Below are 23,829 nucleotides of genomic sequence, written 5' to 3'. Positions count from 1 at the left end.
GAAGCGTCGGTGGTGCCCCCGTCAGGATTCGAACCTGAGACCTTCCCCTTAGGAGGGGGACGCTCTATCCAGCTGAGCTACGGGGGCGGAGCGGGCGCATTATAGGCATTTTGTTCCGGCGGATAAACCCGACTTGTTCAACAGGGGGTAATCGCGTTATTGAAGCCCCTGTCATTGATCGGAGTGTTTTACCGCCATGAGTGAATCTCCGCTAGGCGATCGCCACTTCAACGGCATGGTCGAGAAGTTCGCGCAGTCGATGTATAGCGCCAGCCGCGGTCAGTTGCGCCTGGCATTGTTGCAGGAGACGTTGCAGCGCGAGCTGCCATTGCACGATCAGCCGATACTGGATGTCGGTGGTGGGCTGGGGCATATGGCGCAGTGGGCCGCCGAGCGTGGCCATTCGGTCACGCTGCTGGAGCCCGCCGAGGATATGCTGGCGGCAGCGCGCGAGCGGTTGGGCGGGCTGAAAATCGACTATCACGCGGTCGATCTGCAGGGCTATCAGGCGCCTCATCCGTGGCCGCTGGTATTCTGCCATGCGGTACTCGAGTGGCTGGCAGCGCCGGAGGCCGCTATCCCACGGCTGGCCGAACTGGTCGCGCCGGGTGGCTGGGTGTCGCTGATGGTATTCAATGCCGATGCCCTGAGGCTGTCGAACATCGTCAAGGGCAATCTCGATCGGGTGCTGGCCGATCGTCTGGCCGGGATGGGCAAGGGCAAACGGCTGACACCGATTTCACCGCTTACCCATGAGCAGATAATGCGCTGGGTGCAGGCGGCCGGGCTGGAAGTTCGGGGCGTGACGGGGATTCGGGTCTTTCATGACTATCTGCGCGAACGCCACCCCGATGCGGCCACGCTTGATAAACTCTTCGAACTGGAGCGGCGCTTTTGCCGCTGCGAGCCTTACTGGCGCCTGGGGCGCTATTTGCATTATACCCTGCATCGACCTGACCACAGCGCCGATGCCTCGTTCTGAAGGATGTTCTGTTGTCATGACCATGACCACGCCCATGGGCCAGCTGCTGGCACGCCAGCCGGAAAACCGCTTTGCCGACTGGCTGCTGGTAGCCCCGCCCGCTGATGAGGGGTTATTGAGCGGTCAGCCCCGGCGCATTCTGACTCTCGATCATGCGCGGGCGTCGATGTGGCGTCGTGCCGGTCATGAGGTCTGCGAAGGGCTGACATTCGAGCTGCCCGAGACGCCGGCTGGCGTGCTGCTGTTCTGGCCGAAAACACTGGCACTGGGGCGCTGGTGGGTGGAAGAGTTGTGCCGCCAGCTGCCGCTGGGCACGCCACTGATGATTGTCGGTGAGCATCATGGCGGAGCGCGACGCGTGCCGAAGATTCTGGAAGAGCTCGGCATGGCGTGCCAGCGTATCGATAACGCCCGTCGCTGTTCACTGTTCGAGAGCGCGACCGTGGCGACCGCCGAGGATGAGCAGTGGATGAGCTTCGAGGCGCTGGGGCTGACGCTGGTGAGTCATCCCGGTGTTTTCGGGCACGGCAAGGTGGATGAGGGTACGCAGATGCTGCTGGCAGCACTGCCCGAGCTGCATGGCCGGGTACTGGATGCCGGCTGTGGCGATGGTGTTATCGCGGCCACGCTGGCCCGGGGTGGTGCCGAGGTGACGGCGGTCGACAGCAACCATCTGGCGGTTGAGGCGACCCGGCGTACGCTCGCGGCCAACGGATTGGCAGGCGAGGTCCGTGCCAGCGATATGCTCGATGACATTGAAGGCCAGTTCGAGGCGATCGTCACCAACCCGCCATTTCATCAGGAGCGTCAGGTCGATACCGACCCGACGCGCAAGCTGATTGCATCAGCCTCGGTGCATCTCGAGCCGGAAGGCGCGCTCTATCTGGTGGCGAATGCGTTTCTGCCGTACCGCGCGATGCTTGAGGCGCACTTCGGTCGGGTTGAGGTTCTCAGCGAGGATCGTCGCTTCCGGGTCTATCGGGCCAGGGCGTGATGGGTTCGGCCACCGTCAGCGGCGGTGGTCATCCTTGAAATAGTCGATTTCGGTCACGATATAGTGCTGCTCGCCGCCGGGGGCATCAACGGTGACATCATCATCCAGCCGCTTGCCCAGCAGGGCGCGGGCGAGCGGGGCATCGACGCTGATCCAGTGGCGGCGATTGTCGGTTTCATCCGGGCCAACAATACGCACCGTCATCTCTTCGCCATCATCATCTTCCAGGGTGACCCAGGCACTGAAGAAGATGCGTTCAAGGTCCTCCGGCAGTCGATCGACCACGGTCAGATCGTCCAGTCGTCGCTGCAGCCAGGCGATCTTCGAGATGGTGGCGTTCAGCGCTTTCTTGTTATAGGTATAATCGGCGTTCTCGCTGCGATCGCCCTGGGCGGCTGCTTCACCGGTCTTGCGCGAGAGCTCGGGGCGGCGTTCGCGCACCAGATGATCGAGCAGCCCCTGCATGTCCGCATAGCCTTTGGCGGTAATCAGGTTGGTCTTTTTCTCCTGGCGCGGGTCCTTTGCAGGATCGCGCCAGCGCGTCATGTTGCGTCCTTTCATGGCGCCTGCCCGAGAGTTGCGAAGTAGGAAAAGCCGCTACCTTAGCCGGGAGTCCGGCCCTTGCCAAGCGGGTGACAGGCAAGGTGGAAAGTACGACGACCGACCCGCAGGTCGGTCGAAAAGGGCGCTCTGTAACAGGCCATTTCAGTAATGGGGGCTGCTATCAGGCAGCTACGCGTCGGCAGGCTTCAGCGCACTCGTGGCAGGCTTTGGCACACTGCTGGCAGTGATCGGCATCATGCTGGGCGCATTCATCGCCGCAGCGCTGACAGATCTCGGCACACAGTGCACACAGTTGCGGTGCCATCTCGCTGTCGCGCGCCATGAAGGCCGCTGCAGTACGACAGATCTGAGCGCAATCCATGTCACTGCGGATGCACTCTGCCATGTGAGCAACGTTTTCTTCCCGAAGGCAGGAGGCAGCACAGTTATCACAGGCAATGGCGCAGCGCTGAGCTGCTTCGATGCACTCGTTGTAGCGGTTGGTGGAAGCCATGATTCTCCTCCATGAAACATCATGCATGGAACATAGGGTGGCCTTTGAAGTGCGACCACGACATCGGCAGCATAGATAGCCGGAATGGGGTCGACAAAGGTGTGTCGGGCCCCGATGTTGGCTCAGCACAGGCTTCCGGCTGGCAAACGGACATTGGCTTGTCGATACTGTGACGCTAATCGGAACAATGCGATGGGAACGGGTGTCATGACGCAGCAGGAACCACCCGCGAGCCGTTTCGGCCGCGAGGACGTTGAACGGGTCGCTGATGAGTGTCTTTACGACGGCTTTTTTGATCTCTACCGACGCCAGCTGCGCTATCGACGATTCGGCGGCGGCTGGAGCGAAACGGTGACCCGCGAGGTCCATGTGCGCCATGATGCGGTCGGCGTACTGCTTTACGATCCCGAACGCGATGCGGTGGTGCTGGTCGAACAGTGTCGTGCCGGGGCGCTGGATCGCCCGCGTACGCCCTGGCTGATCGAGCCGGTGGCGGGGTTGATCGACAGCAATGAATCTCCCGAGGCAGTGGCCCGCCGTGAGGCAGAAGAAGAGGCCGGCTGTCGCGTTGATGAACTGATTGAAATTCAGCGTTATTTTCCCAGCCCTGGCGCCTGCAGCGAATATGTCACGCTTTACTGTGCGCTGGTGGATAGCCGTGAGCTGGGGGGGGTACACGGGCTCGATAGCGAGCACGAGGATATTCTGGTGCATGTCCTGCCGTTTACGCAGGCATGGCAACTTCTGGAAGAGGGCCATCTGGATAATGCCATGGCGCTGATCGCCATGTACTGGCTGGCGCGTGAGCGTGCCAGTCTGAGGGCAAGGAGATAATCTTGAGCAAGAATGCGTACGTGACAGATCTCAAGACCCTGCAGGGCGAATGCACGGCGAACTATGTGCGCCTGTGTCGCCTGCTGGGGGACGCCGAGGCCGGCGAACACATCGAGATTCCACTTACCGGACGCACCGGGCATTTCGGCTCGCTGCATCTGGAAGTGCGGGAGCGTGCGCCCTATACCACCATGCTGAAGGTCTCTCAGAGCGGTGTGCTCGATGAGATGATCGATACGCCACGCATGGTCGTGCATCTCTATCACGATGTGCGCATGGCTGAGGTCACGGACTTTCAGCGCCGTCGCCACTTCCAGGGGCGCTATCGCTATCCCAATGCGCACATGCATCAGCCTGACGAGAAGCTGCAGCTCAATCGCTTCCTCGGCGAGTGGCTTGATCACACCCTGGCGCACGGTCAGGCCCTGAACCAGCCCGAGACCCCCTGATTGCCATGCGTTTGATTCAGATCAGCGACCTGCACCTGAGTGCCGATCCCGAAGCCGAGTATCGGGGCGTTCATGCCCGCCGCCACTGCGAAGCCATACTGGAAGACATCAAAGCCCACCATCCGGAGCTGGTGCTGGTCACCGGTGATATCAGCGAGGATGGCAGTGTGGCTTCCTATCGCGTGGCCGCCGATTGCCTGGATCGCCTCGGCTGTGACTGGGCATGGTTGCCCGGCAATCATGACGAACGCTCTGCCATGGCGCAGGTACGTGCCTTGCCCGGGCAACTGACGATTGAAGGCTGGCAACTCCTGCTGCTGGATACGCGAGTGTCCGGTGAGGTGGGCGGACGAGTCGGCCAGGCAGCGCTTGAGCAACTCTCCGAGCAGCTGCTGGCCGATTCGCGACCAGCACTGATCGCCATGCACCATCCTCCGGTGTCGGTCAACTCGGCCTGGATGGATGGTGCAGGTGTGGCCGACCGCGATGCGTTCTGGCAAACCCTGGCGCTGTATGACCAGGTGCAGCTGGTCATCGCCGGCCATGTACATCACGTCTTTGAAACACGCCAGCAGGAGGTGGCGGTGCAGACCGTTCCCGCGGTGTCGCAACAGTTTGCGCCTGCCTCTGCCGAATTTACCCTCGATGATACCGCACGCCCCGGGTATCGAATCATCGAGCTGGCCGATAGCGGCGCCTGGCAGTCGCGCGTCGTTCGAGTCGAGGTCTCCTGATTCACGCTTTATGCCATTATCGTCTAACTGGATAGAAGTTGATTCTTTGACGTTATGACGATGGGTGGCTAACGTGGCTGCATTATCGCGGTCCTGTACGCTGCGGACCGCTCGTTGCCGATGACCGCCGACTGCTGTGTTTGTCTGCAGCGGCCGTCTATTGTTTCCGCGCCGCCCGACGGGCTGCGCACGCCTGTCATGAAGAGGTTGCCGATCGCATGCTTTCCGCCGAGCGACAGACCCATCTGAAGCAGCTCGAAGCCGAGTCGATCCACATCATCCGGGAAGTGGCTGCCGAATTCCGTAACCCGGTGATGCTCTATTCCATCGGCAAGGACTCTTCGGTGATGCTGCATCTGGCCCGTAAGGCCTTTTATCCGGGGATACCGCCGTTCCCGCTGATGCACGTCAACACCACCTGGAAGTTCCGGGAAATGATCGAGTTTCGGGACCGCATGGCGGCCGAAACCGGCATGGAGCTGATCGAGCACATCAACGAGGAGGGGCGCGAGGCCGGTATCAACCCCTTCGACCACGGCAGTGCCAAATACACCGACATCATGAAGACCCAGTCGCTCAAGCAGGCGCTGGATCACTACCGCTTCGATGCGGCCTTCGGTGGCGCACGACGTGACGAGGAAGCCTCGCGGGCCAAGGAGCGCGTCTACTCCTTTCGTGACCGCTATCATCGCTGGGACCCGCGTAATCAGCGCCCCGAGCTGTGGCACCTCTACAATGGTCACGTCAACAAGGGCGAGTCGATTCGCGTCTTTCCGCTCTCCAACTGGACCGAGCTGGATATCTGGCAGTACATCTATCTCGAATCGATTCCCATTGTGCCGCTCTATTACGCCAAAAAGCGTCCGGTCGTCGAGCGCGATGGCACCCTGATCATGGTCGATGACGAGCGCATGCCGCTGGAGCCGGGCGAAGAGCCCGAGATGAAGTCGGTACGCTTCCGGACCCTGGGCTGCTATCCGCTTACCGGAGCGGTAGAGTCCGAGGCCGACACGCTGCCGGACATCATCCAGGAGATGCTGCTGACCCGCACCTCGGAACGCTCCGGTCGTGCCATTGATCACGATCAGGCCGGCTCGATGGAGCGCAAGAAGCGCGAAGGGTATTTCTGAGATCGACCCGCATCCGACTGGATACGCGCCGATACAGGTTTTTCATATTCAGGGTGTCCGACATGTCACACTCATCTCCCAAGATCGCCGAGGATATCGAGGCCTATCTCAAGGAACACGAGGCCAAGGATCTGCTGCGTTTCATTACCTGCGGTAGCGTCGATGACGGCAAATCGACCCTGATCGGTCGACTGCTGCACGACTCGAAGATGATTTACGAGGATCAGCTGGCAGCGCTGTCGCGGGATTCGAAGACCCGTGGCACCACCGGCGATCGGGTCGATCTGGCGCTGCTGGTCGATGGCCTGCAGTCCGAACGCGAGCAGGGCATCACCATCGATGTGGCCTATCGCTTCTTTTCGACCGACAAGCGCAAGTTCATCATCGCCGACACGCCGGGGCACGAGCAGTACACCCGCAACATGGCAACCGGCGCCTCGACCGCCAGCCTGGCCGTGATCCTGATCGATGCCCGCTATGGCGTGCAGGTGCAGACCCGTCGTCACAGCTTCATCTGTGATCTGCTGGGCATCCGGCACTTCGTGATCGCCGTCAACAAGATGGATCTGGTGGAGTACTCGCAGGAGCGCTTCGAGGAGATCCGGCGCGACTATCTCGAGTTTGCCGATAACCTCTCGGCAAGGGATATTCACTTCGTGCCGATGTCGGCGCTGGAAGGTGACAGTGTCGTCAACCGCGGTGACAACATGCCCTGGTACGAGGGCCCGGCGCTGCTGTCGCTGCTCGAAGACGTCGAGATTACCGAGGATCAGAACCTCAGCGATCTGCGCTTTCCGGTGCAGTACGTCAATCGTCCCGATCTCGACTTCCGCGGCTACGCCGGCACCCTGCAGGCCGGTATTCTGCGCCCCGGTCAGCGGGTGAAGGTACTGCCCTCCGGCAAGACATCGACGGTCGAACGGATCGTCACCTTCGATGGCGATCTGGCCGAGGCGTACCCCGGCCAGGCAATCACCGTGACACTCGCCGATGAGGTGGATGTCTCTCGCGGTGACTGGCTGGTGGGCGGTGATGCCGAGCTGCCGCTGTCGAACAGCTTTACCGCGGATATCGTCTGGATGCACGAACGGGCGCTGGTGCCCGGTCGTGGCTACGACTTCAAGCTGGCCACCCGTGACGCGAGCGGACAGATCAGCGATATCGACTACGGCATCGACGTCAATACACTGACCCATCACGATGCCGGCGAGCTGGGGCTCAACGAGATCGGACGCTGTCGGGTCGAGCTGACCCAGGCAGTGCCGGTGGATGCCTACGATGTCAGTCCGGGGACCGGCAGCTTCATCATCATCGATCGTCTGACCAACCTGACCGTGGGCGCTGGCATGGTGCGTGAGGCACTGAGTGAAAGCGGTGGCAGTACCACGGTGGACTGGGAGGCCTTCGAAATCGAGCTCAATGCCCTCATTCGTCGCCACTTCCCGCACTGGGAAGCCCGGGATGTGAAGGAGCTGTTTGGGCAGCGCTGATATCCTGCATCAAGCGGGTGTTTCGCTTCGCTCAAACAATAACGCCCCCGCCCCCTCAGCCGAGGGGCGGGGGCGTTTGCGCAGGTGCGAAGGGCTACGCCACAGGCTGAGCTGCTTCCAGCGCAACCATCAGATGGCCTTGTTGATCGAAGGCTTCCAGTACGGTTTGTGAGCCTGAAGCCCCGGGGCGGATGACCTCCCAGGCTTCGGCCAGTGCCAGCGTATCGAGGCTCAGGCTCAGCGTACTGCCTTCAAGCTGCAGCCACTGGTTTGCCCCCGGACTCAGGAAGGTAAACCGATCGCAGTGCTGATGCAGTAACCCGGTGTGGCACATGCGAAGACGTGTCAGCCGGCTGTCATGGCAGGTGCTCGCCATGGCCATGATGAAACGGTTGGTATTGATGCGCTGGCTGAAGTGCCCGGCTACCGCGCGGTTGGCATCGATACGACGCAAACGGTGGCGGCGCAGTAGCTGGCGCAGATCCAGTTCGTTGCGCAGGTGCTGCCACTGCTCGATCAGCGATGACTGCGATGGCGGGGTGGCCTGGTGGAATAAGTCGATACAGCGGGTAAATCCTGGTGTGATCCGCGAAGTATAAAAACGCAGGGCGCGCCAGGCCGGATGCGCCGGTTGCAGGGCATACAGCCTGTGAATGGCCTGTCCGAAACGGTTGAAAATCTGTACGCAGGGGGCGGTGTCTTCTTCCCCGGGGCGGCGCTCATGAGAGAGGCAGGCCCAGTACCAGCCGGGCAGCAGCATTTCAATGGCTAGCGTATTGCCCTGGGCAAGATGGGCGTGGCGTGCCCCTACATCGATTCGGCAGTGTTCGATGCGGCTGCTCAGGGAGGCGTGATGGGCCTCGGTTACGATTTCAAGCGGTCCCAGTCGTGGCAGCATCATTGCCAGATCGCAGGCGGTCAGGCACAGCGACCGAACTCCGTGGCCCAGTCTGGCAGCCTGTAGTTCTCCTTCGCTGATGCCCAGCAGTTCGGCCAGCTGTTGGCTGTCCAGCTGCGGGGCGCGCAGGCGTGCTTCCTCAAAGGCTTCGAACAGTACGGCGGATAGCGTCATGGCAGGGCTCCCGCACAGGCGTGTGGTGTTGGCCGGTATCGAAATTTAATGAATGATAATTATTATCGATTATGGCGCCATCAACAAGCCTCGCGATACTGCTGAGCTGTGCAGGAGAGCCTTTTGAGTGACGTCAGCGCCGTCGAGCGATCAGCACGGCTCGGCGAGGGGCCGGATACCCTTCCACGGTACGTGTGGGATCATCGGGATCGAGGAAGTCGCGCAGTGACTGAAAGGTCATCCACTCGGTGGCGCGCTGCTCATCCAGGGTAGTAGGGGCTTCATCGACCACTTTAACGTCCTCGAAGCCGCAACGTCGGCACCAGTGGCTCAATGCCGCAGAGGAGGGGAGGAACCACACATTGGGCATGCGTGCATAGCGATCGCCGGGCATCAGCAGCGTATGTTCATCGCCTTCCACCACCAGTGTCTCCAGTACCAGCTCGCCGCCCGGACGCAGGGTATCGCGCAGTGCCAGCAGGTGATCGATGGGTGAGCGACGATGGTAGAGCACCCCCATCGAGAAGACTGTATCGAAGTATTCGAGCTCAGGAGGGACATCTTCCAGTCCGACCGGCACGAAGTGAACCGGCGGTGCGCTGCCGATGAAGTGGCGCATGGCAAGAAACTGCCAGTAAAAGCGCGGCGAGGGGTCGACCACGATCACCAGCCCGGCGCCGGCGCCCGCCATGCGCCAGCCGTGATAGCCGTTGCCCCCACCAACATCGAGAATGCGTCGACCCTTCAGCGGGCTCAGGTGCGGGGCCACGCGCTGCCACTTCCAGTCGGATCGCCATTCGGTATCGATGTCGATGTCATCGATGCGGTACGGCCCCTTGCGCCATGGGGCGAGCAAGGCGAGCAGGCTGCGGCTGCGGCGTCGATCGGCGTCGCTCATGCCGGCATCGATGGCCACGGTATCGGCGTTAAGCTCGACGTGGCATTCTCCGCCGGGTGTTGGCAGTTTGTGTACCGCCTTTTCCCACTGCGGCAGATCGCCGAAGCGCTGACGATCGAGCCCACGGGCGAGCTGATCAGGCAGTCGTGACAGCCAGGTGGTCAGGCCGGCATCGACAAAAGCATGGTAGAGTGCCTGCTGATAGTTTCGGGTCGACATTGCTGGGCAGATTCGAGTCAGTCGCGAAAAGCCACCATGGCGGCGAAATTGAGATGCTGAAACCAGGTGTAATGACGGTTGAAGCCGGAGCGGGCCAGCCTGTCATGATGCGTCTCGAGGGTGTCGGGGATCATGACATGTTCCAGCGCGTTGCGTTTCTGCGAGATTTCCAGCTCGCTGTAGCCGTTGGCCCGCTTGAAATCATGATGCCAGTCGATCATCAGTGCGGCACGGGTTGGATCTGCGAAAGTGATCTTTTCTGCCAGAATCAGCATGCCCCCGGGCTCAAGTGTCCGGTAGAGCCGGTCGATGACCGCTTCACGATCTTCGGGATCGAGAAACTGCAGGGTGAAATTGACCATGATCAGCCCTGCAGAACGCAACGGGAAGTGACGGATATCGCCTTCATGCACATTGACGGTGTAGCCGGGACAGTGCTCTGTGAGCACTTCACGCGCCCGTTCGACCATGGCGGGCGAGAGATCGACGGCATCAAGGGTAAATGCATCGGCAGGCAACTGCTGGCAGAGTGCCAGTGTGGACGCGCCCAGCGAGCAGCCGAGATCGTAGACATGGGCGCCTCGACGCAGATGGCGGGCCGCAATGACGCCCAGCATGCCGATGATCTGACCATAGCCGGGAACCGAACGGCGAATCATGTCAGGAAAACAGCGCACCACCTGTTCATCGAAGGAGAAGCTGGCAACTCGGTCCAGGGGTGTTGTAAAGAGTGCGTCACGGTAAGATGCGTCAGTCATCGGGCTCTGGCCATCGAGTCAACTCGGAAAGGCATGGGTGCGGGGTGCTGTCGCGATGCTCGCCCGGCGGGACAGCAGGACGCAGCCATTCTACGCTTTGATCATTTCAGCTGCACGTGTTCGAGGAGGAGTTCGGATGTCGATTCGTCAAAACCGCGCCTGGCAGGCACTCGAAAAGCATCGCGACAGTATGCGCGATGTTCACCTGAGTTCCCTGTTCAGTGAGGGTGGGCGCGCCAGCGCACTGACGCATGAAGCGGCAGGTCTGCGCATGGATCTGTCCAAGCAGCGCGTTCGCGGCGAGACCATGGAGCTGCTGCTGGACCTGGCTCGCGAAGCCGGCGTTGAGCAGGCTATTCCGCGCCTGCTGGAAGGCAAGCATGTTAACCGCACCGAGGATCGTCCGGCGTTGCACAGTGCTTTGCGCATGCCCCGCGATGCACGGCTGCATGTCAACGAAACCGATGTCGTGGCAGCAGTGCATGACAGCCTCGATGCCATGGAGCGCATGGTAAACAAGCTGCACGCCGGGCAGTGGCGTGGCACCAGTGGCCGGCCAATCACCGATGTGGTCAACCTCGGTGTGGGTGGATCGGATCTCGGCCCGCTGATGGTCTCGACGGCACTCGAAGAGTTCGCGCCGACCGATGTCCACCAGGTCGAACTGCATTTTGCCTCGACCATTGATGGCTCCCAGCTGGCCGATATCCTGCCGCAGCTGAATCCGGAGACCACGCTGTTCATCTACTCTTCGAAGTCCTTCGGTACCATCGACACCGCTGCCAATGCCGCCACCGCGCTGGACTGGCTGAAAGAGGGACTGGGTGAGAGCGAAGCTTCCATCAAACGCCAGCACTTCATCGGTGTTTCTACCAAGTCCGAAAAAATGGACGAGTGGGGCTTTGATCGTGAACACCAGTTGCTGTTCTGGGACTGGGTCGGTGGGCGCTACTCCTTCTGGAGCGGTATCGGTCTGGGGATCGCCCTGAAAGTCGGCATGGATAACTTCCGGCGCATGCTGGACGGTGCCCATCAGATGGATGAGCACTTCCGCAATACGCCGCTGGAGCAGAACCTGCCGGTGCTGTTTGCCATGGTGGGCATCTGGAATACCAACTTCCTCGATATTCCTTCGCTGGCCGTGCTGCCCTATGACGGCCGTCTCGGCCATTTGCCGGGGTACCTGCAGCAGCTCGAAATGGAGTCCAATGGCAAGTCGACTACCAATGAGGGTGAGCAGGTCGATTACGCCACCTGCCCGATCATCTGGGGGGAAATCGGCCCCAATGGGCAGCATGCCTTTTATCAGCTGCTTCATCAGGGTACTCGGGCTGTGGCCTGTGACTTCATCGCACCGATCGATCGCTACAGCAATGTTGAAGACGATACCCTGCGGGCGGACCTCAAGTATCAGCACCGTCTGGCGTTGGCCAACTGTTTTGCCCAGTCACGCGTGCTGATGCTGGGTGATGATGCTTTGCCGGAAGGTGAGGAGCGGCCGCCGTGGAAGCGTTATGCCGGCAACCAGCCTTCGACCACGCTGCTGCTCCAGCAGCTGACGCCGGAATCGCTCGGGGCCCTGGTGGCGCTCTATGAGCACAAGGTCTTCGTTCAGGGCACTATCTGGGATATCGATTCCTTCGATCAGTGGGGCGTTGAACTGGGCAAGCAGATTGCCAATGAAACCGATGGCATCCTCAAAAGCGGCAGTGGCGCTGACCGGCTTGATGACTCCAGTCGTGCTCTGATCGAGGCCGTCTGGGCCGGTAGCCATAACGCATGATCGCATCATGGCGTGTTGCCCGGGGTTCGGCTGGCAGGCCGAACCCCATTAACAGGATGCTGGTTATATATACAGTTTTTGAGTTATGCTGGCGTCATGAGTGATCAAGTCCGCCCGGTCGACAATGTGCTTTACCTGCACGGCTTCAATAGCCACCCGACTTCGGTCAAGGCAGAAATGACTCGCCGGGTCTGTGCATGGGCCGAGCCGCAAGTTCGATTTTATGCGCCCTGGCTATCGCATCGCCCGCAGGAGGCCTTCGATGCGGCGCTTGATGCGTTGCGTTCGCTGAGAGGCCGTACCCTGGTTATTGGCAGCTCGATGGGGGGCTTTCTGGCTGCGTGCCTGGCACGCCATGAGCCAGTAGCCGCCATCGCCGTCATCAATCCGGCCATCCATCCCTCGAGGATTGCCATGGCTTATCAGGGTGAGTCCTTTGAAAATACCTGGACCGGCGAAACATTTCTGATCGATGCCTCGCACGAGCAGCAGGCACGAGCACTTGAAACGGTATTCGCTTCGCCTGCGCCCAGCCTGGTGTTGCTGGGTACCGCGGATGAAGTGCTCGATTACCGTGAGGCCATGAGCGCCTTCGAGGGTAGCCGCTTTCTGCTCAGCGAAGACGACGATCACGGGCTGAGTCGTTATCCCGCATTTCTACCGGAAGTGCTGGCCCATGGTGGTTTGACACTACCGGCGTCGGTGCGCCGCGGACTGCAGGCCGAGCCGCCGGAATTGCCCGACGATCAGCCGCGCGGTTAGCGCCCCGGCCGGGGCCGGCAAATCCCGGCCGTTCCTACTCTCTGACGGATATAACAGGTGGTATGAGCCAATACAGCGCCAGTTCCATCGAGGTGCTCTCCGGCCTGGAGCCGGTGCGCAAGCGTCCCGGCATGTACACCGACACCTCGCGTCCCAACCATCTCGTTCAGGAGGTGGTCGATAACAGCGTCGATGAGGCCCTGGCCGGTCACGCTCATCGTATTGTCGTGCGTCTGCGGGATGATGGCGGTATCGAGGTGACCGATGACGGTCGCGGCATGCCGATCGATCACCATCCCGAGCATGGCGTATCGGGGGTCGAGCTGATCATGACCCGGCTGCATGCCGGCGGCAAGTTCTCACAGGAGAACTATCGTTTCTCCGGTGGCCTGCACGGCGTCGGCGTCTCGGTCGTCAATGCGCTCTCCGAGCGGCTTGAGGTCGAAGTGTGCAAGGGCGGTGAACGTCATGCCATGGCTTTTGCCCGGGGGGAGAAGGTCGAGGACCTGTCGGTTATCGATAGTTGTCCGAAGAAGATGACCGGTACTCTGGTGCGCTTCTGGCCTGAAAACAGCTATTTCGATACTCCGGGTGTATCGGTCTCGCGACTGCGTCATCTGCTGCGGGCCAAGGCCGTGCTGTGCCCCGGTCTGGAAATGGTGCTGATCGAAAGCGACGGCAGCGAAACCCGCTGGCAGTACGAGGATGGTCTCCGGGACTATCTTGCCCAGGCAACCGATGGCTTTGAGCCGCTACCGGCAACTCCCTTTGTCGGGCGCTTCGAGGATGAAGAACATGGCGTGGACTGGGCCATCCAGTGGCTGCCCGAAGGCGGCGATGCGCTGGTTGAATCCTATGTCAACCTGATCCCCACGCCACTTGGTGGCACCCATGTCAACGGCCTGCGCAGCGGTTTGCTGGAAGCGCTGCGCGAGTTCTGTGACTACCGCAACCTGTTGCCGAAGAACGTCAAGCTGACCGGCGATGATCTCTGGGAGCGGGTTTCATTCGTGCTATCAGTGCGCATGTTCGAACCCCAGTTCGCCGGACAAACCAAGGAGCGATTGTCGTCGCGCGCCGTGGCCGGCTTTGTATCGGCGGTGGTCAAGGATGCCTTCTCGCTCTGGCTCAACGAGCATACCGATCAGGCTGAGCAACTGGCTGAACTGGTGATCAGCGCCGCGCAGCGCCGTCAGCGCTCCTCAAAGAAGGTGGCGCGCAAGAAGGTCACCCAGGGACCGGCGCTGCCAGGCAAGCTGGCGGATTGTTCCAGTCAGGACCCGGCGGTCAGCGAACTTTTCCTGGTGGAGGGGGACAGCGCCGGTGGCAGTGCCAAACAGGCGCGCAACCGCGAGACTCAGGCGATCCTGCCGCTGCGTGGCAAGATTCTCAATACCTGGGAAGTTGACCCTCAGGAAGTACTGGCCTCACAGGAAGTTCATGATATTGCCGTGGCGCTGGGTATGGACCCGGGCAGCGACAATCTCGAGAAGCTGCGCTACAACCGGGTCTGTATTCTTGCTGATGCCGATTCCGACGGCTTGCATATCGCCACGCTGCTGTGTGCGCTGTTCGTTCGACACTTCCCTTCGCTGGTTGATGCCGGCCACGTGTTCGTCGCGATGCCGCCGTTGTATCGCATCGATCTCGGCAAGGAGGTGTATTACGCCCTCGACGAGAGTGAAAAGGCGGCAATTCTCAAGCGACTCGAAGGCAAGCGGGGGACGCCTGGTGTACAGCGTTTCAAGGGGCTGGGCGAAATGAGCCCGGTACAGCTGCGCGAAACCACCATGGCTCCGGATACGCGTCGGCTGGTACAGCTCACGCGGGAAACCGGCGACGACACGCTCGATATTCTGGATATGCTGCTGGCGAAGAAGCGCGCTGCCGATCGGCGCGGCTGGCTGGAACGCTACGGCAACATGGCTGAGGTAGAAGTCTGACGATGGACATTCATGTCGAAGAGGGCGATGTCGAGCGTCTGTCGCTCTCCCGTTATACCGAGAAGGCGTATCTCGACTACTCGATGTACGTCATCCTCGACCGCGCACTGCCCAATGTAGGCGATGGCCTCAAGCCGGTGCAGCGACGCATTGTTTATGCCATGAGAGAGCTGTCGCTGACGGCCAGTGCCAAGTACAAGAAGTCTGCACGTACCGTGGGGGATGTGCTCGGCAAGTTTCATCCTCATGGGGACAGTGCCTGTTATGAAGCGATGGTGCTGATGGCTCAGTCCTTCTCCTATCGCTATCCGCTGGTGGATGGGCAGGGGAACTGGGGCAGCCCGGACGATCCCAAGTCGTTTGCGGCGATGCGTTATACCGAAGCGCGTCTGACCCGTTTTTCCGAGGTGCTGCTGGCCGAGCTGGGGCAGGGTACGGTCGACTGGGTGCCCAATTTTGATGGCACCATGAACGAACCGGCGGTGCTGCCGGCGCGGCTGCCGCACGTGTTGCTCAACGGCGGCTCGGGCATCGCCGTGGGCATGGCGACCGATATTCCTCCGCACAATGTCGGTGAGGTGATCGAGGCGACCATCCACCGTTTGCGTCATCCGCAATCTACCGTGACTGATCTGTGTCGCTATTTGCCGGCACCTGATTTCCCGACGTCGCCGGAAATCATTACGCCAAAGTCCGATCTGGTAAAACTCTATACCGCAGGGCGTGGCTCGGTACGAATGCGGGCTCGCTATCGGGTCGAAAACAGCGAAGTGATCATCGAGGCGCTGCCCTGGCAGGTCAGTGGTGCCCGGGTACTGGAACAGATTGCCGCTCAGATGCAGGCAAAGAAGCTGCCGATGGTGGCCGATCTGCGTGATGAGTCGACGCATGAAGAGCCGACCCGACTGGTCATTGTGCCTCGCTCGGGACGCACCGATGTCGAAGGGCTGATGGCGCACCTGTTCGCCACGACCGATCTCGAGAAGAATGCCCGCGTCAACATGAACGTGATCGGGCTGGATGGTCGGCCACAGGTCATGTCGATTGATCGGCTGCTTGATGAATGGTTGAGCTTCCGGCGCACGACCGTACGGCGTCGGCTTGAGCACCGTCTCGGCAAGGTCGAGGATCGCCTGCATATTCTCGAGGGGCTGCTGATTGCCTATCTGGATATCGATGAGGTGATTCGCATCATCCGTGAGGAAGATGAGCCGAAGCCGGCGCTGATGAACGCCTTCGGCCTCAGCGAGCGCCAGGCCGAGGCAATTCTCGAATTGCGACTGCGGCATCTGGCGCGTCTCGAAGAAATGAAGCTGCGAGGCGAGCAGAGTGATCTCGAGGCCGAGCGCAAGCAGTTGAAGGCATTGCTGGGCAGTGATGCCGCGATGACCGATCTGATTGAAAAGGAGTTGCGTGAGGATGCCGAGAAATTCGGCGACGAGCGGCGTAGTCCGCTGGTCGAGCGCGACGAGGCGAAAGCGCTCTCCGAGGTCGATCTGATCGGTGCCGACCCGATTACCGTAGTGGTCTCCCAGAAGGGCTGGATTCGGGCCGCCAAGGGCCACGAGATCGATCCCGAAAGCCTCTCCTACAAGTCTGGTGACAGCTTTGCACTGGCGGCGCGCGGCAAGTCCAACCAACCTCTGGTGCTGTTGGATGATGGCGGACGTGCCTATACCCTGGCCGCTCACCAACTGCCTTCGGCTCGAGGGCAGGGGGAGCCGATTTCGGGTCGGGTCAATCTGACCGCCGGCGCACGCATACGCGGTGTGATGCTGGGTCCCGGGGATGGCCAGTGGTTGCTGGGAAGCGATGGCGGCTATGCCTTCCGGGGTACGCTTGAAGAATTCACCGGGCGCAGCAAGTCAGGTAAAAGTGCGCTGACCGTGCCCAAGGGTTGCGATGTACTACCGCCATTGGCATTGCCACCCGGCGAGGCAGGGCAAGCCCCTGATGCCCGGCTGGCTGTGGTCTCCAATGAAGGACGGCTGCTGATTCTTGATACAGCCGAACTGCCTGCTATGAGCCGGGGCAAGGGCAATCGCACGATCAACATTCCCTCGGCCCGTGCAGCAGGACGTGATGAGTTCGTGCGCGACTGGGCGCTGTTACCACCTGGTGCTGCCCTGGTGGTGCATGCAGGCAAGCGCAAGAAGCGGCTGACCGGCGAAGAGCTCGACTATCATGTCGGAGAGCCCGGACGGCGTGGCCACAAGCTGCCCCAGGGCTTTCAGAAAGTCTCGCGGCTGGAAGTTGAACTGCCCGGCAATAACGGCGCTGGCGGAGGTGGCAAATGACCCGGCGTGTGCTTGTCCGGGCGACCGGTAGTGCCCGACCCGGGCAACTGGGCGGCCTGGGGCAGGCGCTGGCAGAAGCTGGTGCCCGGCTGCTGGATATCAATCAGAGTGTCACCTTCGATATGGTGGCCTTCGAAACGCTGGTGGCGCTGGACGAGGCGGGTGAAGAGCAACGTACCCGCCTTGAGCAATCGCTTGAAGAGGCGGGTGACCGCCATGCTCTGGTCATTCAGACCGTCGATGTCAGCGAGGAAGATCATGAGCGCTGGAGCCGAGGAGATGGTCACACCCGGCTGATCGTGACACTGCTGGCGCCGAAGTTGCCGGCCACCGTGCTGGCGGAACTGGGACGACTGACTTCGGCCTTTGGTCTGACCATCGAGCTGATTCATCGCCTTTCGGGGCGTGAACCGCTGGATGGAGAGGCGCCGGAGCGCGGTGTCTGTATCGAGTGCTGGCTGCGTGGCGAATCGGTCGATCTGGATGCCTTGCGCAAGGGGGCGCTGGCCATCGGTGCCGATCACGGGGTCGATCTGGCCATTCAGCAGGACAGTATCTGGCGGCGCCATCGGCGACTGATCTGTTTCGACATGGATTCGACCCTGATTCAGGCTGAAGTCATTGATGAGCTGGCGCGTCGCCACGGCGTGTACGAAGAAGTGGCTGAAGTTACCGAGCGCGCCATGCGTGGGGAACTCGATTTTCAGCAGAGTTTTCGTGAACGCATGAGCAAACTGGCCGGGCTATCGGAGTCGGTATTGGCCGATATTGCCGAAGAGCTACCGTTGATGCCGGGTGTTGAACATCTGCTTGAACAGTTGCGTCGCCTGGGATATCGCACGGCCATCCTGTCGGGCGGCTTCACCTGGTTTGCTGAATATCTGCAGCGTCGGCTGGGCTTTGATGAAGTCCATGCCAATGAGCTGGTGATTGAAAATGGTGTGGTGACCGGTGAGGTGCGAGAGCCGATTGTCGATGCTGATCGCAAGGCTCAGCTGCTCGAGGAGATGGCAGCGCGTCAGGGCATTCGACTGGAACAGACCGTGGCCGTCGGTGATGGTGCCAACGATCTGAAAATGCTGGCGGTCGCAGGTCTGGGCATTGCCTTTCGGGCCAAGCCCACAGTGCGTGAGCAGGCACGCCAGTCGATCTCTACCCTGGGCCTTGATGGTGTGCTCTATCTGCTCGGTTATCGGGACGATGACCGGGATGAGGTGCTCGGAGCCCGGTGAGTCGGTAGCACTCAAGACGCTGTCAGCTCCTGCCGATAGAGGGAAAACACCTGTTACCGGTGTGTTCGCTATCTGAACGGATGCTGCCATGTCCCAGCCGTGTCACGGAGTCGTCGAGGATGTCGACGCCATTGCCGATGTTTTTGTCGAACTGACTCACAATGCCCACGAGGTCACCCTTCGTTTTGATGCCACGCCGGTCCATTATCCGGTGTCGGTGGTCTCCGTTGATCGGATTTCTGCCAGCTGTCTGTTGGATATCACCAGCCTGGGAGACATCGACGAGCTCCTTGCCAGACGATATCAGTTCATTCTTCACGCTCGGCAGGAATCGGCGTCACTACGCAGTTCAACGATGCAGATCAGGCGGGTGGTCAGCCGCTCGGGTCGGCTGGGGTTGCACTGCGATTTTCCACAGCAGTTGCGTTATGCCCGCCGCCGTGGCTACTTCCGGGCGGCGCTGAGCGATGGCATGACAGTGACAGTGGAACTGGCAGCGCCTGATGGCCAGTGCTGGCAGGCTCTGTTGTGTGATCTGTCAATCGGAGGCTGTCTGTTGGCGCTGCCTGCTTCACAGCCCCTGCCGGAGCTGGATGCTCAGTTGCAGCTGCGGGCACGTTTTCCCAATGGAGAAGTATTCAAGGCCAATAGTCGGCTTCGCCACATTCAGGCCGGCGAGGGCGATACGATGCAGATGGGCGTCCGTTTCGACATCGGTATGGCCGAGCATGAGCGGCGGGTCTGGTTCTATGTCCGCGAGATAGAGCGGGAGAGCGTGCGTCAGCGGCGGACGCCCTCCGAAACACGACCACTGGCACCCTCACGGCTGTTTCAGATCACCTCGGATGATACCGGGTCAGACTGACAGGGCTTGCAGAGGATTGACTTTGCAGGATGGCGTGACAGCTGCCAGATTCTTCTTCGAATGATGCGGCCGAAAGGCGTATCGAATCCGCTTTGAAGGAGTCTCGTATGCCGAGTGATCGGGCTTTCAATGTGCTGGGAGAACCGCTGCAGGAGTGCTGTCACGATCCCGTAACCGGATTCTATCGTGATGGCTTTTGTCATACCGGCAGTGAAGATGCTGGTGAGCATGTGGTCTGCGCCGTCATGACCGAATCCTTTCTGAGTTATTCGCGCTCTCGCGGCAATGATCTGAGTACGCCGCGGCCTGAATTCGGTTTTGCCGGCCTGGCGCCCGGCGATGTCTGGTGTCTGTGTCTGCAACGCTGGAGTGAAGCCTTTCGGGCTGGCGTGGCACCTCCGGTGCGTCTTGAGGCCACTCATGAAAAAGCGCTGGAGCGAGTACCGCTGGAGACCCTGCGCCGTTATGCGCACTAATACCCACTGACAATTGGCGAGCGATCACCAGGCCGGGGCCTGGCACCCAACGATGGGCGCTGAGACGGTACCCATCATTGATTCAGCGCACGACGAACGCATGCCCGGTCGACCTGTCACCGGCCGCTAACCGTAACGGCGCTGATGCTCGCGTTTGCGCGCCAGATAATCGCTGTCCTCGCGAACCTGTTTCCAGACCGCTTCGAAAATGCGGGCAGCCTCGGCCTTGGTTTCATCGATCTTGCGTTCATTGATGCGTCCCTGGCGATCATATTTGCGACCTCCGCGATAGTTCGCATAGCGTCTTGCCCGGGTATAGCCCATCTGGATGAACTTGCGCGCCATGTCCATACCAACGAAATCGTTGTCCTGACGATACTGTTCGAACATGTCGTGCAGGGTGCGTGAAGACTCTCGGGCAATCTCGGGAGTACGAAAGCGCCAGTGCGGCAGCAGTTCGCTCTTGTAGGGTTCTATTGTCAGTACCCCCTGTTCACCGCGGCCAACCCGATAACACTCGGGATGGGCGCGGCAGTCAGTGGTGGCATCCTTCTTTGCATTTTCGGACATGGTATGGCTGCTCCCGGTCTGATGGCGCCAGTGTAGAAAAGCAGCGATGTATTGCCAGGGGGATGCTTTTCTACGACCAAGGTCGAAGAAAAGGGATGATCAGGGTTAAATCATCATGCCGTCATATCAACTAGGCTGAATGGAGTCGGCGTTACCTGTACAGGCTCATTACCGCGTCGACAGGAGTCGTTTCAATGCGTGCGCTGGCAGCCAGCAATAATCCCTATGGCATTATCCCGCCCCATCTGCTCAACCGGGTCATTCAGCACGGCAACGAGCAGCAGCGCCGTCGAGCCCTGACGACGCTCAATCTTGATGACGGCTTTCGTGGCCATGCTGCCCGACGTCAGGCCGACACCGTGCATGAGTATCACGCCACCGATGACGGCGAGACGCCACAGCGGCATATTTTCGATGCCCGACACGGCATGCAGCTGCCGGGCGAAGAAGTGCGCTCGGAGGGTGACCCGGAGGTCAATGATCGCGAGGTCAACGAGGCCTATGATGACCTTGGGGCCACCTGGCGGTTCTTCCGGGAGATTTTTGATCGTGATTCGATCGATGATGACGGCATGGCGCTGCTGGGCACGGTCCACTATGGCCAGGAGTATCAGAATGCCTTCTGGAATGGTCAGCAGATGGTATTCGGCGATGGTGATGGTGAAATATTCCGTCCCTTTACACGGGCACTGGATGTTGTCGCCCATGAATTGACTCATGGTGTGACCGAACTCACCGCCGGGCTGGCCTATTCCAATCAGTCCGGTGCATTGAATGAATCGATCTCTGATGTCTTCGGGGCAATGACGGCGCAGTATTCGGCCAATCAGACAGCCGGTGAGGCTGACTGGCTGATTGGCGCCGAGCTGCTCACCGAGAGTGTTCAGGGCAAGGCATTGAGATCCATGGCCCAACCCGGTTCGGCTTATGATGATCCGGTACTGGGACGTGACCCGCAGCCCGGTCACATGGACGAGTACGTCAATACTGCCGAGGACAACGGTGGCGTGCATATCAACTCGGGGATTCCCAATCATGCCTTCTATCTCATCGCTACGGCGCTGGGAGGTTATAGTTGGGAACGCGCCGGCCATGTCTGGTATGACACGCTGCTTGATGAGCGTCTGACCCCGGATGCCGATTTTGCCACTTTTGCCCGCCTGACCATCGACAACGCCCAGCGTCGTTTCGATGAGGAAGTGGTCAGTGCCGTGCGTGAAGGCTGGCAGGGTGTCGGGATCAACCCATGAGCCGCTTTGCTGATCTGGATGAGCACGCTTCGATCCGGCTCGCCCGGGAGGGCGGTGTGGTCGCTGCGCCGGGATTGTCCCGGCCGCGGCAGATCGATTTTCAGGGCTGTTCAAGCGCTGAACGTCAGCGGATCTGTGCCATTCTTGATGAAGCTGATCGTTGCCTGCCGCTGGGTGAACCGCCCGGGCGGGGTGATCAGCGCTTCTACCGGGTACTGATCTGGCGTGGCTTGCAGCGTACGGCAGAAGATGATGATGCCCCGCGTGATGAGCTCAAAGTCCCGGAGAGCCATGCTCCGCAGGCGCTGGTTACGCTCTGGCGCGATGGTCCCGAAAACAGCTGATGCATTCTGACCCCGCTCTAAAGCGGGGTTTTCGAAGCTTCCTCGGGAATCTCCCTGACCAGTCGTGGCACCAGAAACCCGGATACCCGGGTACGCAGTCGGGCGACCAGCGATCTCGCTTCATCGTCGGGCACATCAAAATGTGCGGCGCCGGCCACGGCATCAAGAACGTGCAGATAGTAAGGCTGGATGCCCACCTCGAACAGCCGTTCGGAGAGCTCTGCCAGCGTATCCACGCTGTCGTTCACATGACGCAACAGCACGCTCTGGTTGAGCAGCGTGACGCCGACCTGCCTCAGGCGCTGACAGGCGGCACTTACGTGCTCATCGATCTCGCGCGGGTGATTGATGTGCAATACCATCACCCGCTGCAATCGGGTGTTGCCAAGCCATTCAAGCAACGCCTCATTGATCCGGTCCGGAATCACTACTGGCAGCCGGGTATGAATGCGTAGCCGTCGAAGATGCGGAATTTCGGCCAGTGCTTCACAGAGCCAGGCCAGCCGCCGATCACTTGAAACCAGTGGATCGCCGCCCGAGAGAATGGCTTCCGTAATCGAGGTGTCATTACGCAGATAGTCGAGGGTCTCCTGCCACTCGGTCATCGAGGGCGTATGATCCTCGTAGGGGAAGTGGCGCCGAAAACAGTAGCGGCAGTTGATGGCACAGCCGGCGCTGGCGATCAGCAGTACCCGGCCAGCATATTTGTGGATCAGTCCGGCTCGCGGCGTATGGTCCGCTTCGGCCAGCGGGTCGGTGACAAAGCCCGTGACACTGTCGGTTTCCTGCGTCAGGGGCAGTACCTGGCGCAGCAGTGGATCATCGCGATCGCCCGGGGTCATGCGATTCAGATAGGCGCGTGGCACACGTACCGAGAATTGGGCGTGCCCTCCCCTGGCGCCTGCCAGCAGATCGTGCGGCAGCGACAGCGCATCCAGCAGGGTGGCCGGGTCGCGGATCACCTCGCGTAGCTGGGTCTGCCAGTCGGCATTGGGCGTATGTGCAGCAATGGCCTGCACACCGTCTGAGGTTCGCGTTATCATCGGCACACTTCAAATTCCGCAGTGTTTTACATCGGCGTCACGGTTCTGGCAACGGCGCCGCTTACAGAGCGAGGCAACATGGCGAGTTATTCTACCAACGAATTCAAGGCCGGTCTGAAGGTGATGCTGGATGGCGATCCCTGCAACATCGTCGAGAACGAGTTCGTCAAACCCGGCAAGGGCCAGGCCTTCAATCGTGTCAAGCTGCGCAATCTGATGACCGGTCGGGTATGGGAACGTACCTTCAAGTCCGGTGAATCGATCGAAGGCGCCGATGTTCTTGAGCTCGACATGGAGTATCTGTTCAATGATGGCGAGATGTGGCACTTCATGAAAACCGATGGCTCCTTCGAGCAGTACGCCGCCGATAAAAAAGCGGTAGGTGATACCGAGAAGTGGCTCAAGGAGCAGGTGACCTACACCGTTACGCTGTGGAATGACAATCCGATCGCTGTGACCCCGCCCAACTTCATCGATCTGGAAGTGACCCAGACCGACCCCGGCGTCAAGGGGGATACCGCCAACGGGGGCTCCAAGCCGGCTACACTCTCTACCGGCGCCGTGGTGCGGGTGCCGCTGTTCATCAATGAGGGTGAGAAACTGAAGGTGGATACGCGCAAGGGTGAATACGTCGGTCGCGCCTGAGC

At 60.5% G+C, this 23,829-nt stretch carries 24 protein-coding genes and 1 tRNA gene; 17 read left to right on the top strand and 8 right to left on the bottom strand.

Features of this window, described 5'->3' with window-relative positions:
• Positions 1-10: 10 nt before the first annotated feature.
• Positions 11-87, bottom strand: a tRNA-Arg gene (locus FY550_RS11390).
• 109 nt (positions 88-196) lie between these two features.
• Between FY550_RS11390 and FY550_RS11385 the strand changes: the two genes are divergently transcribed.
• Together FY550_RS11385 and FY550_RS11380 are read left to right on the top strand one after the other, a co-directional pair.
• Positions 197-982: a methyltransferase domain-containing protein gene (locus FY550_RS11385; RefSeq protein ID WP_070979145.1), complete on the top strand. Its 786-nt coding sequence runs from the start codon at positions 197-199 to the stop codon at positions 980-982.
• 16 nt (positions 983-998) lie between these two features.
• Positions 999-1,976, top strand: a complete 978-nt coding sequence (locus tag FY550_RS11380) for a class I SAM-dependent methyltransferase (RefSeq protein ID WP_070979143.1) — start codon at positions 999-1,001, stop codon at positions 1,974-1,976.
• 15 nt (positions 1,977-1,991) lie between these two features.
• Here the strand turns inward: FY550_RS11380 and greB are convergent, their stop codons facing one another.
• Both greB and FY550_RS11370 read right to left on the bottom strand, forming a co-directional pair.
• Positions 1,992-2,537 carry a transcription elongation factor GreB gene (gene greB / locus FY550_RS11375; protein WP_084388137.1) on the bottom strand — a complete coding sequence of 182 codons (546 nt, stop codon included), beginning with the start codon at positions 2,535-2,537 and terminating at the stop codon, positions 1,992-1,994.
• 163 nt (positions 2,538-2,700) lie between these two features.
• Entirely contained in the window at positions 2,701-3,033 is a 333-nt protein-coding gene (locus FY550_RS11370; RefSeq protein WP_070979139.1) for a four-helix bundle copper-binding protein, read from the bottom strand.
• A 207-nt stretch (positions 3,034-3,240) separates the two neighbouring features.
• Here FY550_RS11370 and FY550_RS11365 point away from each other — a divergent pair, with 207 nt between their 5' ends.
• The 5 genes from FY550_RS11365 (at position 3,241) to cysN (ending at position 7,670) form a co-directional block, all read left to right on the top strand.
• A complete protein-coding gene (locus FY550_RS11365; protein ID WP_149054539.1) occupies positions 3,241-3,867 on the top strand; it encodes an NUDIX domain-containing protein in 627 nt (208 codons plus the stop codon).
• Positions 3,868-3,869: 2 nt separating this feature from the next.
• The gene (locus tag FY550_RS11360) at positions 3,870-4,316 is read left to right on the top strand and encodes a DUF1249 domain-containing protein (RefSeq protein WP_070979136.1); all 447 of its coding nucleotides are present in this window, start codon (positions 3,870-3,872) and stop codon (positions 4,314-4,316) included.
• Between the two features lie 5 nt (positions 4,317-4,321).
• Positions 4,322-5,050 carry a metallophosphoesterase gene (locus FY550_RS11355; protein ID WP_070979134.1) on the top strand — a complete coding sequence of 243 codons (729 nt, stop codon included), beginning with the start codon at positions 4,322-4,324 and terminating at the stop codon, positions 5,048-5,050.
• A gap of 218 nt (positions 5,051-5,268) precedes the next feature.
• Positions 5,269-6,180 (top strand): sulfate adenylyltransferase subunit CysD, encoded by a 912-nt coding sequence (gene cysD, locus FY550_RS11350; protein ID WP_070979132.1) that lies wholly within the window; start codon positions 5,269-5,271, stop codon positions 6,178-6,180.
• Between the two features lie 62 nt (positions 6,181-6,242).
• Positions 6,243-7,670, top strand: coding sequence for a sulfate adenylyltransferase subunit CysN (gene cysN / locus FY550_RS11345; RefSeq protein ID WP_070979129.1), 1,428 nt, complete (start codon positions 6,243-6,245; stop codon positions 7,668-7,670).
• 94 nt (positions 7,671-7,764) lie between these two features.
• Here cysN and FY550_RS11340 read toward each other — a convergent pair whose 3' ends face one another.
• The 3 genes from FY550_RS11340 to cmoA all read right to left on the bottom strand — a co-directional run bounded on the left by FY550_RS11340 (position 7,765) and on the right by cmoA (position 10,617).
• The gene (locus FY550_RS11340) at positions 7,765-8,742 is read right to left on the bottom strand and encodes a ChuX/HutX family heme-like substrate-binding protein (protein WP_070979127.1); all 978 of its coding nucleotides are present in this window, start codon (positions 8,740-8,742) and stop codon (positions 7,765-7,767) included.
• A 133-nt stretch (positions 8,743-8,875) separates the two neighbouring features.
• Positions 8,876-9,859, bottom strand: coding sequence for a tRNA 5-methoxyuridine(34)/uridine 5-oxyacetic acid(34) synthase CmoB (gene cmoB / locus FY550_RS11335; protein WP_149054538.1), 984 nt, complete (start codon positions 9,857-9,859; stop codon positions 8,876-8,878).
• Positions 9,860-9,876: 17 nt separating this feature from the next.
• Positions 9,877-10,617: a carboxy-S-adenosyl-L-methionine synthase CmoA gene (gene cmoA / locus FY550_RS11330; protein WP_070979123.1), complete on the bottom strand. Its 741-nt coding sequence runs from the start codon at positions 10,615-10,617 to the stop codon at positions 9,877-9,879.
• Between the two features lie 136 nt (positions 10,618-10,753).
• Between cmoA and pgi the strand changes: the two genes are divergently transcribed.
• The 7 genes from pgi (at position 10,754) to FY550_RS11295 (ending at position 19,975) form a co-directional block, all read left to right on the top strand.
• Positions 10,754-12,400 (top strand): glucose-6-phosphate isomerase, encoded by a 1,647-nt coding sequence (gene pgi / locus FY550_RS11325; protein WP_070979121.1) that lies wholly within the window; start codon positions 10,754-10,756, stop codon positions 12,398-12,400.
• A 96-nt stretch (positions 12,401-12,496) separates the two neighbouring features.
• Positions 12,497-13,162 carry a YqiA/YcfP family alpha/beta fold hydrolase gene (locus FY550_RS11320; protein ID WP_070979271.1) on the top strand — a complete coding sequence of 222 codons (666 nt, stop codon included), beginning with the start codon at positions 12,497-12,499 and terminating at the stop codon, positions 13,160-13,162.
• A 62-nt stretch (positions 13,163-13,224) separates the two neighbouring features.
• A complete protein-coding gene (gene parE / locus FY550_RS11315) occupies positions 13,225-15,105 on the top strand; it encodes a DNA topoisomerase IV subunit B (RefSeq protein WP_070979119.1) in 1,881 nt (626 codons plus the stop codon).
• A gap of 2 nt (positions 15,106-15,107) precedes the next feature.
• Complete coding sequence (gene parC / locus FY550_RS11310) at positions 15,108-17,402, top strand: DNA topoisomerase IV subunit A (RefSeq protein ID WP_070979116.1); 2,295 nt, start codon at positions 15,108-15,110, stop codon at positions 17,400-17,402.
• On the top strand, positions 17,399-18,634 hold the full coding sequence (gene serB, locus FY550_RS11305; protein WP_070979113.1) for a phosphoserine phosphatase SerB: 1,236 nt from the start codon (positions 17,399-17,401) through the stop codon (positions 18,632-18,634). The genes parC and serB overlap by 4 nt, the downstream gene beginning before the upstream one ends.
• Positions 18,635-18,722: 88 nt before the next feature.
• Positions 18,723-19,499, top strand: a complete 777-nt coding sequence (locus FY550_RS11300; protein WP_070979111.1) for a flagellar brake protein — start codon at positions 18,723-18,725, stop codon at positions 19,497-19,499.
• A gap of 107 nt (positions 19,500-19,606) precedes the next feature.
• A complete protein-coding gene (locus FY550_RS11295; protein ID WP_070979105.1) occupies positions 19,607-19,975 on the top strand; it encodes a DUF2237 family protein in 369 nt (122 codons plus the stop codon).
• Between the two features lie 126 nt (positions 19,976-20,101).
• On the opposite strand, the gene FY550_RS11290 is transcribed toward FY550_RS11295, so the two are convergent.
• A complete protein-coding gene (locus tag FY550_RS11290; RefSeq protein WP_070979103.1) occupies positions 20,102-20,545 on the bottom strand; it encodes a DUF4385 domain-containing protein in 444 nt (147 codons plus the stop codon).
• Positions 20,546-20,739: 194 nt separating this feature from the next.
• On the opposite strand from FY550_RS11290, the gene FY550_RS11285 reads away from it, so the two are divergent.
• Together FY550_RS11285 and FY550_RS11280 are read left to right on the top strand one after the other, a co-directional pair.
• Positions 20,740-21,795, top strand: coding sequence for a M4 family metallopeptidase (locus tag FY550_RS11285; RefSeq protein ID WP_149054537.1), 1,056 nt, complete (start codon positions 20,740-20,742; stop codon positions 21,793-21,795).
• Positions 21,792-22,139, top strand: coding sequence for a protealysin inhibitor emfourin (locus tag FY550_RS11280; protein WP_070979101.1), 348 nt, complete (start codon positions 21,792-21,794; stop codon positions 22,137-22,139). The genes FY550_RS11285 and FY550_RS11280 overlap by 4 nt, the downstream gene beginning before the upstream one ends.
• Positions 22,140-22,156: 17 nt before the next feature.
• Here the strand turns inward: FY550_RS11280 and epmB are convergent, their stop codons facing one another.
• Positions 22,157-23,182 (bottom strand): EF-P beta-lysylation protein EpmB, encoded by a 1,026-nt coding sequence (gene epmB / locus FY550_RS11275; protein ID WP_070979099.1) that lies wholly within the window; start codon positions 23,180-23,182, stop codon positions 22,157-22,159.
• A 78-nt stretch (positions 23,183-23,260) separates the two neighbouring features.
• Here epmB and efp point away from each other — a divergent pair, with 78 nt between their 5' ends.
• Positions 23,261-23,827, top strand: a complete 567-nt coding sequence (gene efp / locus FY550_RS11270) for an elongation factor P (protein WP_070979097.1) — start codon at positions 23,261-23,263, stop codon at positions 23,825-23,827.
• The last annotated feature ends 2 nt before the right edge of the window (positions 23,828-23,829 follow it).

The sequence above is a fragment of the Kushneria phosphatilytica genome, assembly GCF_008247605.1.
GTDB lineage: Bacteria > Pseudomonadota > Gammaproteobacteria > Pseudomonadales > Halomonadaceae > Kushneria > Kushneria phosphatilytica.
Note: the sequence above shows the minus strand (reverse complement) of the source record. Positions and strands in the feature narration are given on the sequence as shown.

Bases quoted from the DNA above. Each gene is read 5' to 3' on its own strand.
- FY550_RS11385 (WP_070979145.1), top strand. From the start codon at position 197: ATGAGTGAATCTCCGCTAGGCGATCGCCACTTCAACGGCATGGTCGAG.
- FY550_RS11380 (WP_070979143.1), top strand. From the start codon at position 999: ATGACCATGACCACGCCCATGGGCCAGCTGCTGGCACGCCAGCCGGAA.
- greB (WP_084388137.1), bottom strand. From the start codon at position 2,537: ATGAAAGGACGCAACATGACGCGCTGGCGCGATCCTGCAAAGGACCCG.
- FY550_RS11370 (WP_070979139.1), bottom strand. From the start codon at position 3,033: ATGGCTTCCACCAACCGCTACAACGAGTGCATCGAAGCAGCTCAGCGC.
- FY550_RS11365 (WP_149054539.1), top strand. From the start codon at position 3,241: ATGACGCAGCAGGAACCACCCGCGAGCCGTTTCGGCCGCGAGGACGTT.
- FY550_RS11355 (WP_070979134.1), top strand. From the start codon at position 4,322: ATGCGTTTGATTCAGATCAGCGACCTGCACCTGAGTGCCGATCCCGAA.
- cysD (WP_070979132.1), top strand. From the start codon at position 5,269: ATGCTTTCCGCCGAGCGACAGACCCATCTGAAGCAGCTCGAAGCCGAG.
- cysN (WP_070979129.1), top strand. From the start codon at position 6,243: ATGTCACACTCATCTCCCAAGATCGCCGAGGATATCGAGGCCTATCTC.
- FY550_RS11340 (WP_070979127.1), bottom strand. From the start codon at position 8,742: ATGACGCTATCCGCCGTACTGTTCGAAGCCTTTGAGGAAGCACGCCTG.
- cmoB (WP_149054538.1), bottom strand. From the start codon at position 9,859: ATGTCGACCCGAAACTATCAGCAGGCACTCTACCATGCTTTTGTCGAT.
- cmoA (WP_070979123.1), bottom strand. From the start codon at position 10,617: ATGACTGACGCATCTTACCGTGACGCACTCTTTACAACACCCCTGGAC.
- pgi (WP_070979121.1), top strand. From the start codon at position 10,754: ATGTCGATTCGTCAAAACCGCGCCTGGCAGGCACTCGAAAAGCATCGC.
- FY550_RS11320 (WP_070979271.1), top strand. From the start codon at position 12,497: ATGAGTGATCAAGTCCGCCCGGTCGACAATGTGCTTTACCTGCACGGC.
- parE (WP_070979119.1), top strand. From the start codon at position 13,225: ATGAGCCAATACAGCGCCAGTTCCATCGAGGTGCTCTCCGGCCTGGAG.
- parC (WP_070979116.1), top strand. From the start codon at position 15,108: ATGGACATTCATGTCGAAGAGGGCGATGTCGAGCGTCTGTCGCTCTCC.
- serB (WP_070979113.1), top strand. From the start codon at position 17,399: ATGACCCGGCGTGTGCTTGTCCGGGCGACCGGTAGTGCCCGACCCGGG.
- FY550_RS11300 (WP_070979111.1), top strand. From the start codon at position 18,723: ATGTCCCAGCCGTGTCACGGAGTCGTCGAGGATGTCGACGCCATTGCC.
- FY550_RS11295 (WP_070979105.1), top strand. From the start codon at position 19,607: ATGCCGAGTGATCGGGCTTTCAATGTGCTGGGAGAACCGCTGCAGGAG.
- FY550_RS11290 (WP_070979103.1), bottom strand. From the start codon at position 20,545: ATGTCCGAAAATGCAAAGAAGGATGCCACCACTGACTGCCGCGCCCAT.
- FY550_RS11285 (WP_149054537.1), top strand. From the start codon at position 20,740: ATGCGTGCGCTGGCAGCCAGCAATAATCCCTATGGCATTATCCCGCCC.
- FY550_RS11280 (WP_070979101.1), top strand. From the start codon at position 21,792: ATGAGCCGCTTTGCTGATCTGGATGAGCACGCTTCGATCCGGCTCGCC.
- epmB (WP_070979099.1), bottom strand. From the start codon at position 23,182: ATGATAACGCGAACCTCAGACGGTGTGCAGGCCATTGCTGCACATACG.
- efp (WP_070979097.1), top strand. From the start codon at position 23,261: ATGGCGAGTTATTCTACCAACGAATTCAAGGCCGGTCTGAAGGTGATG.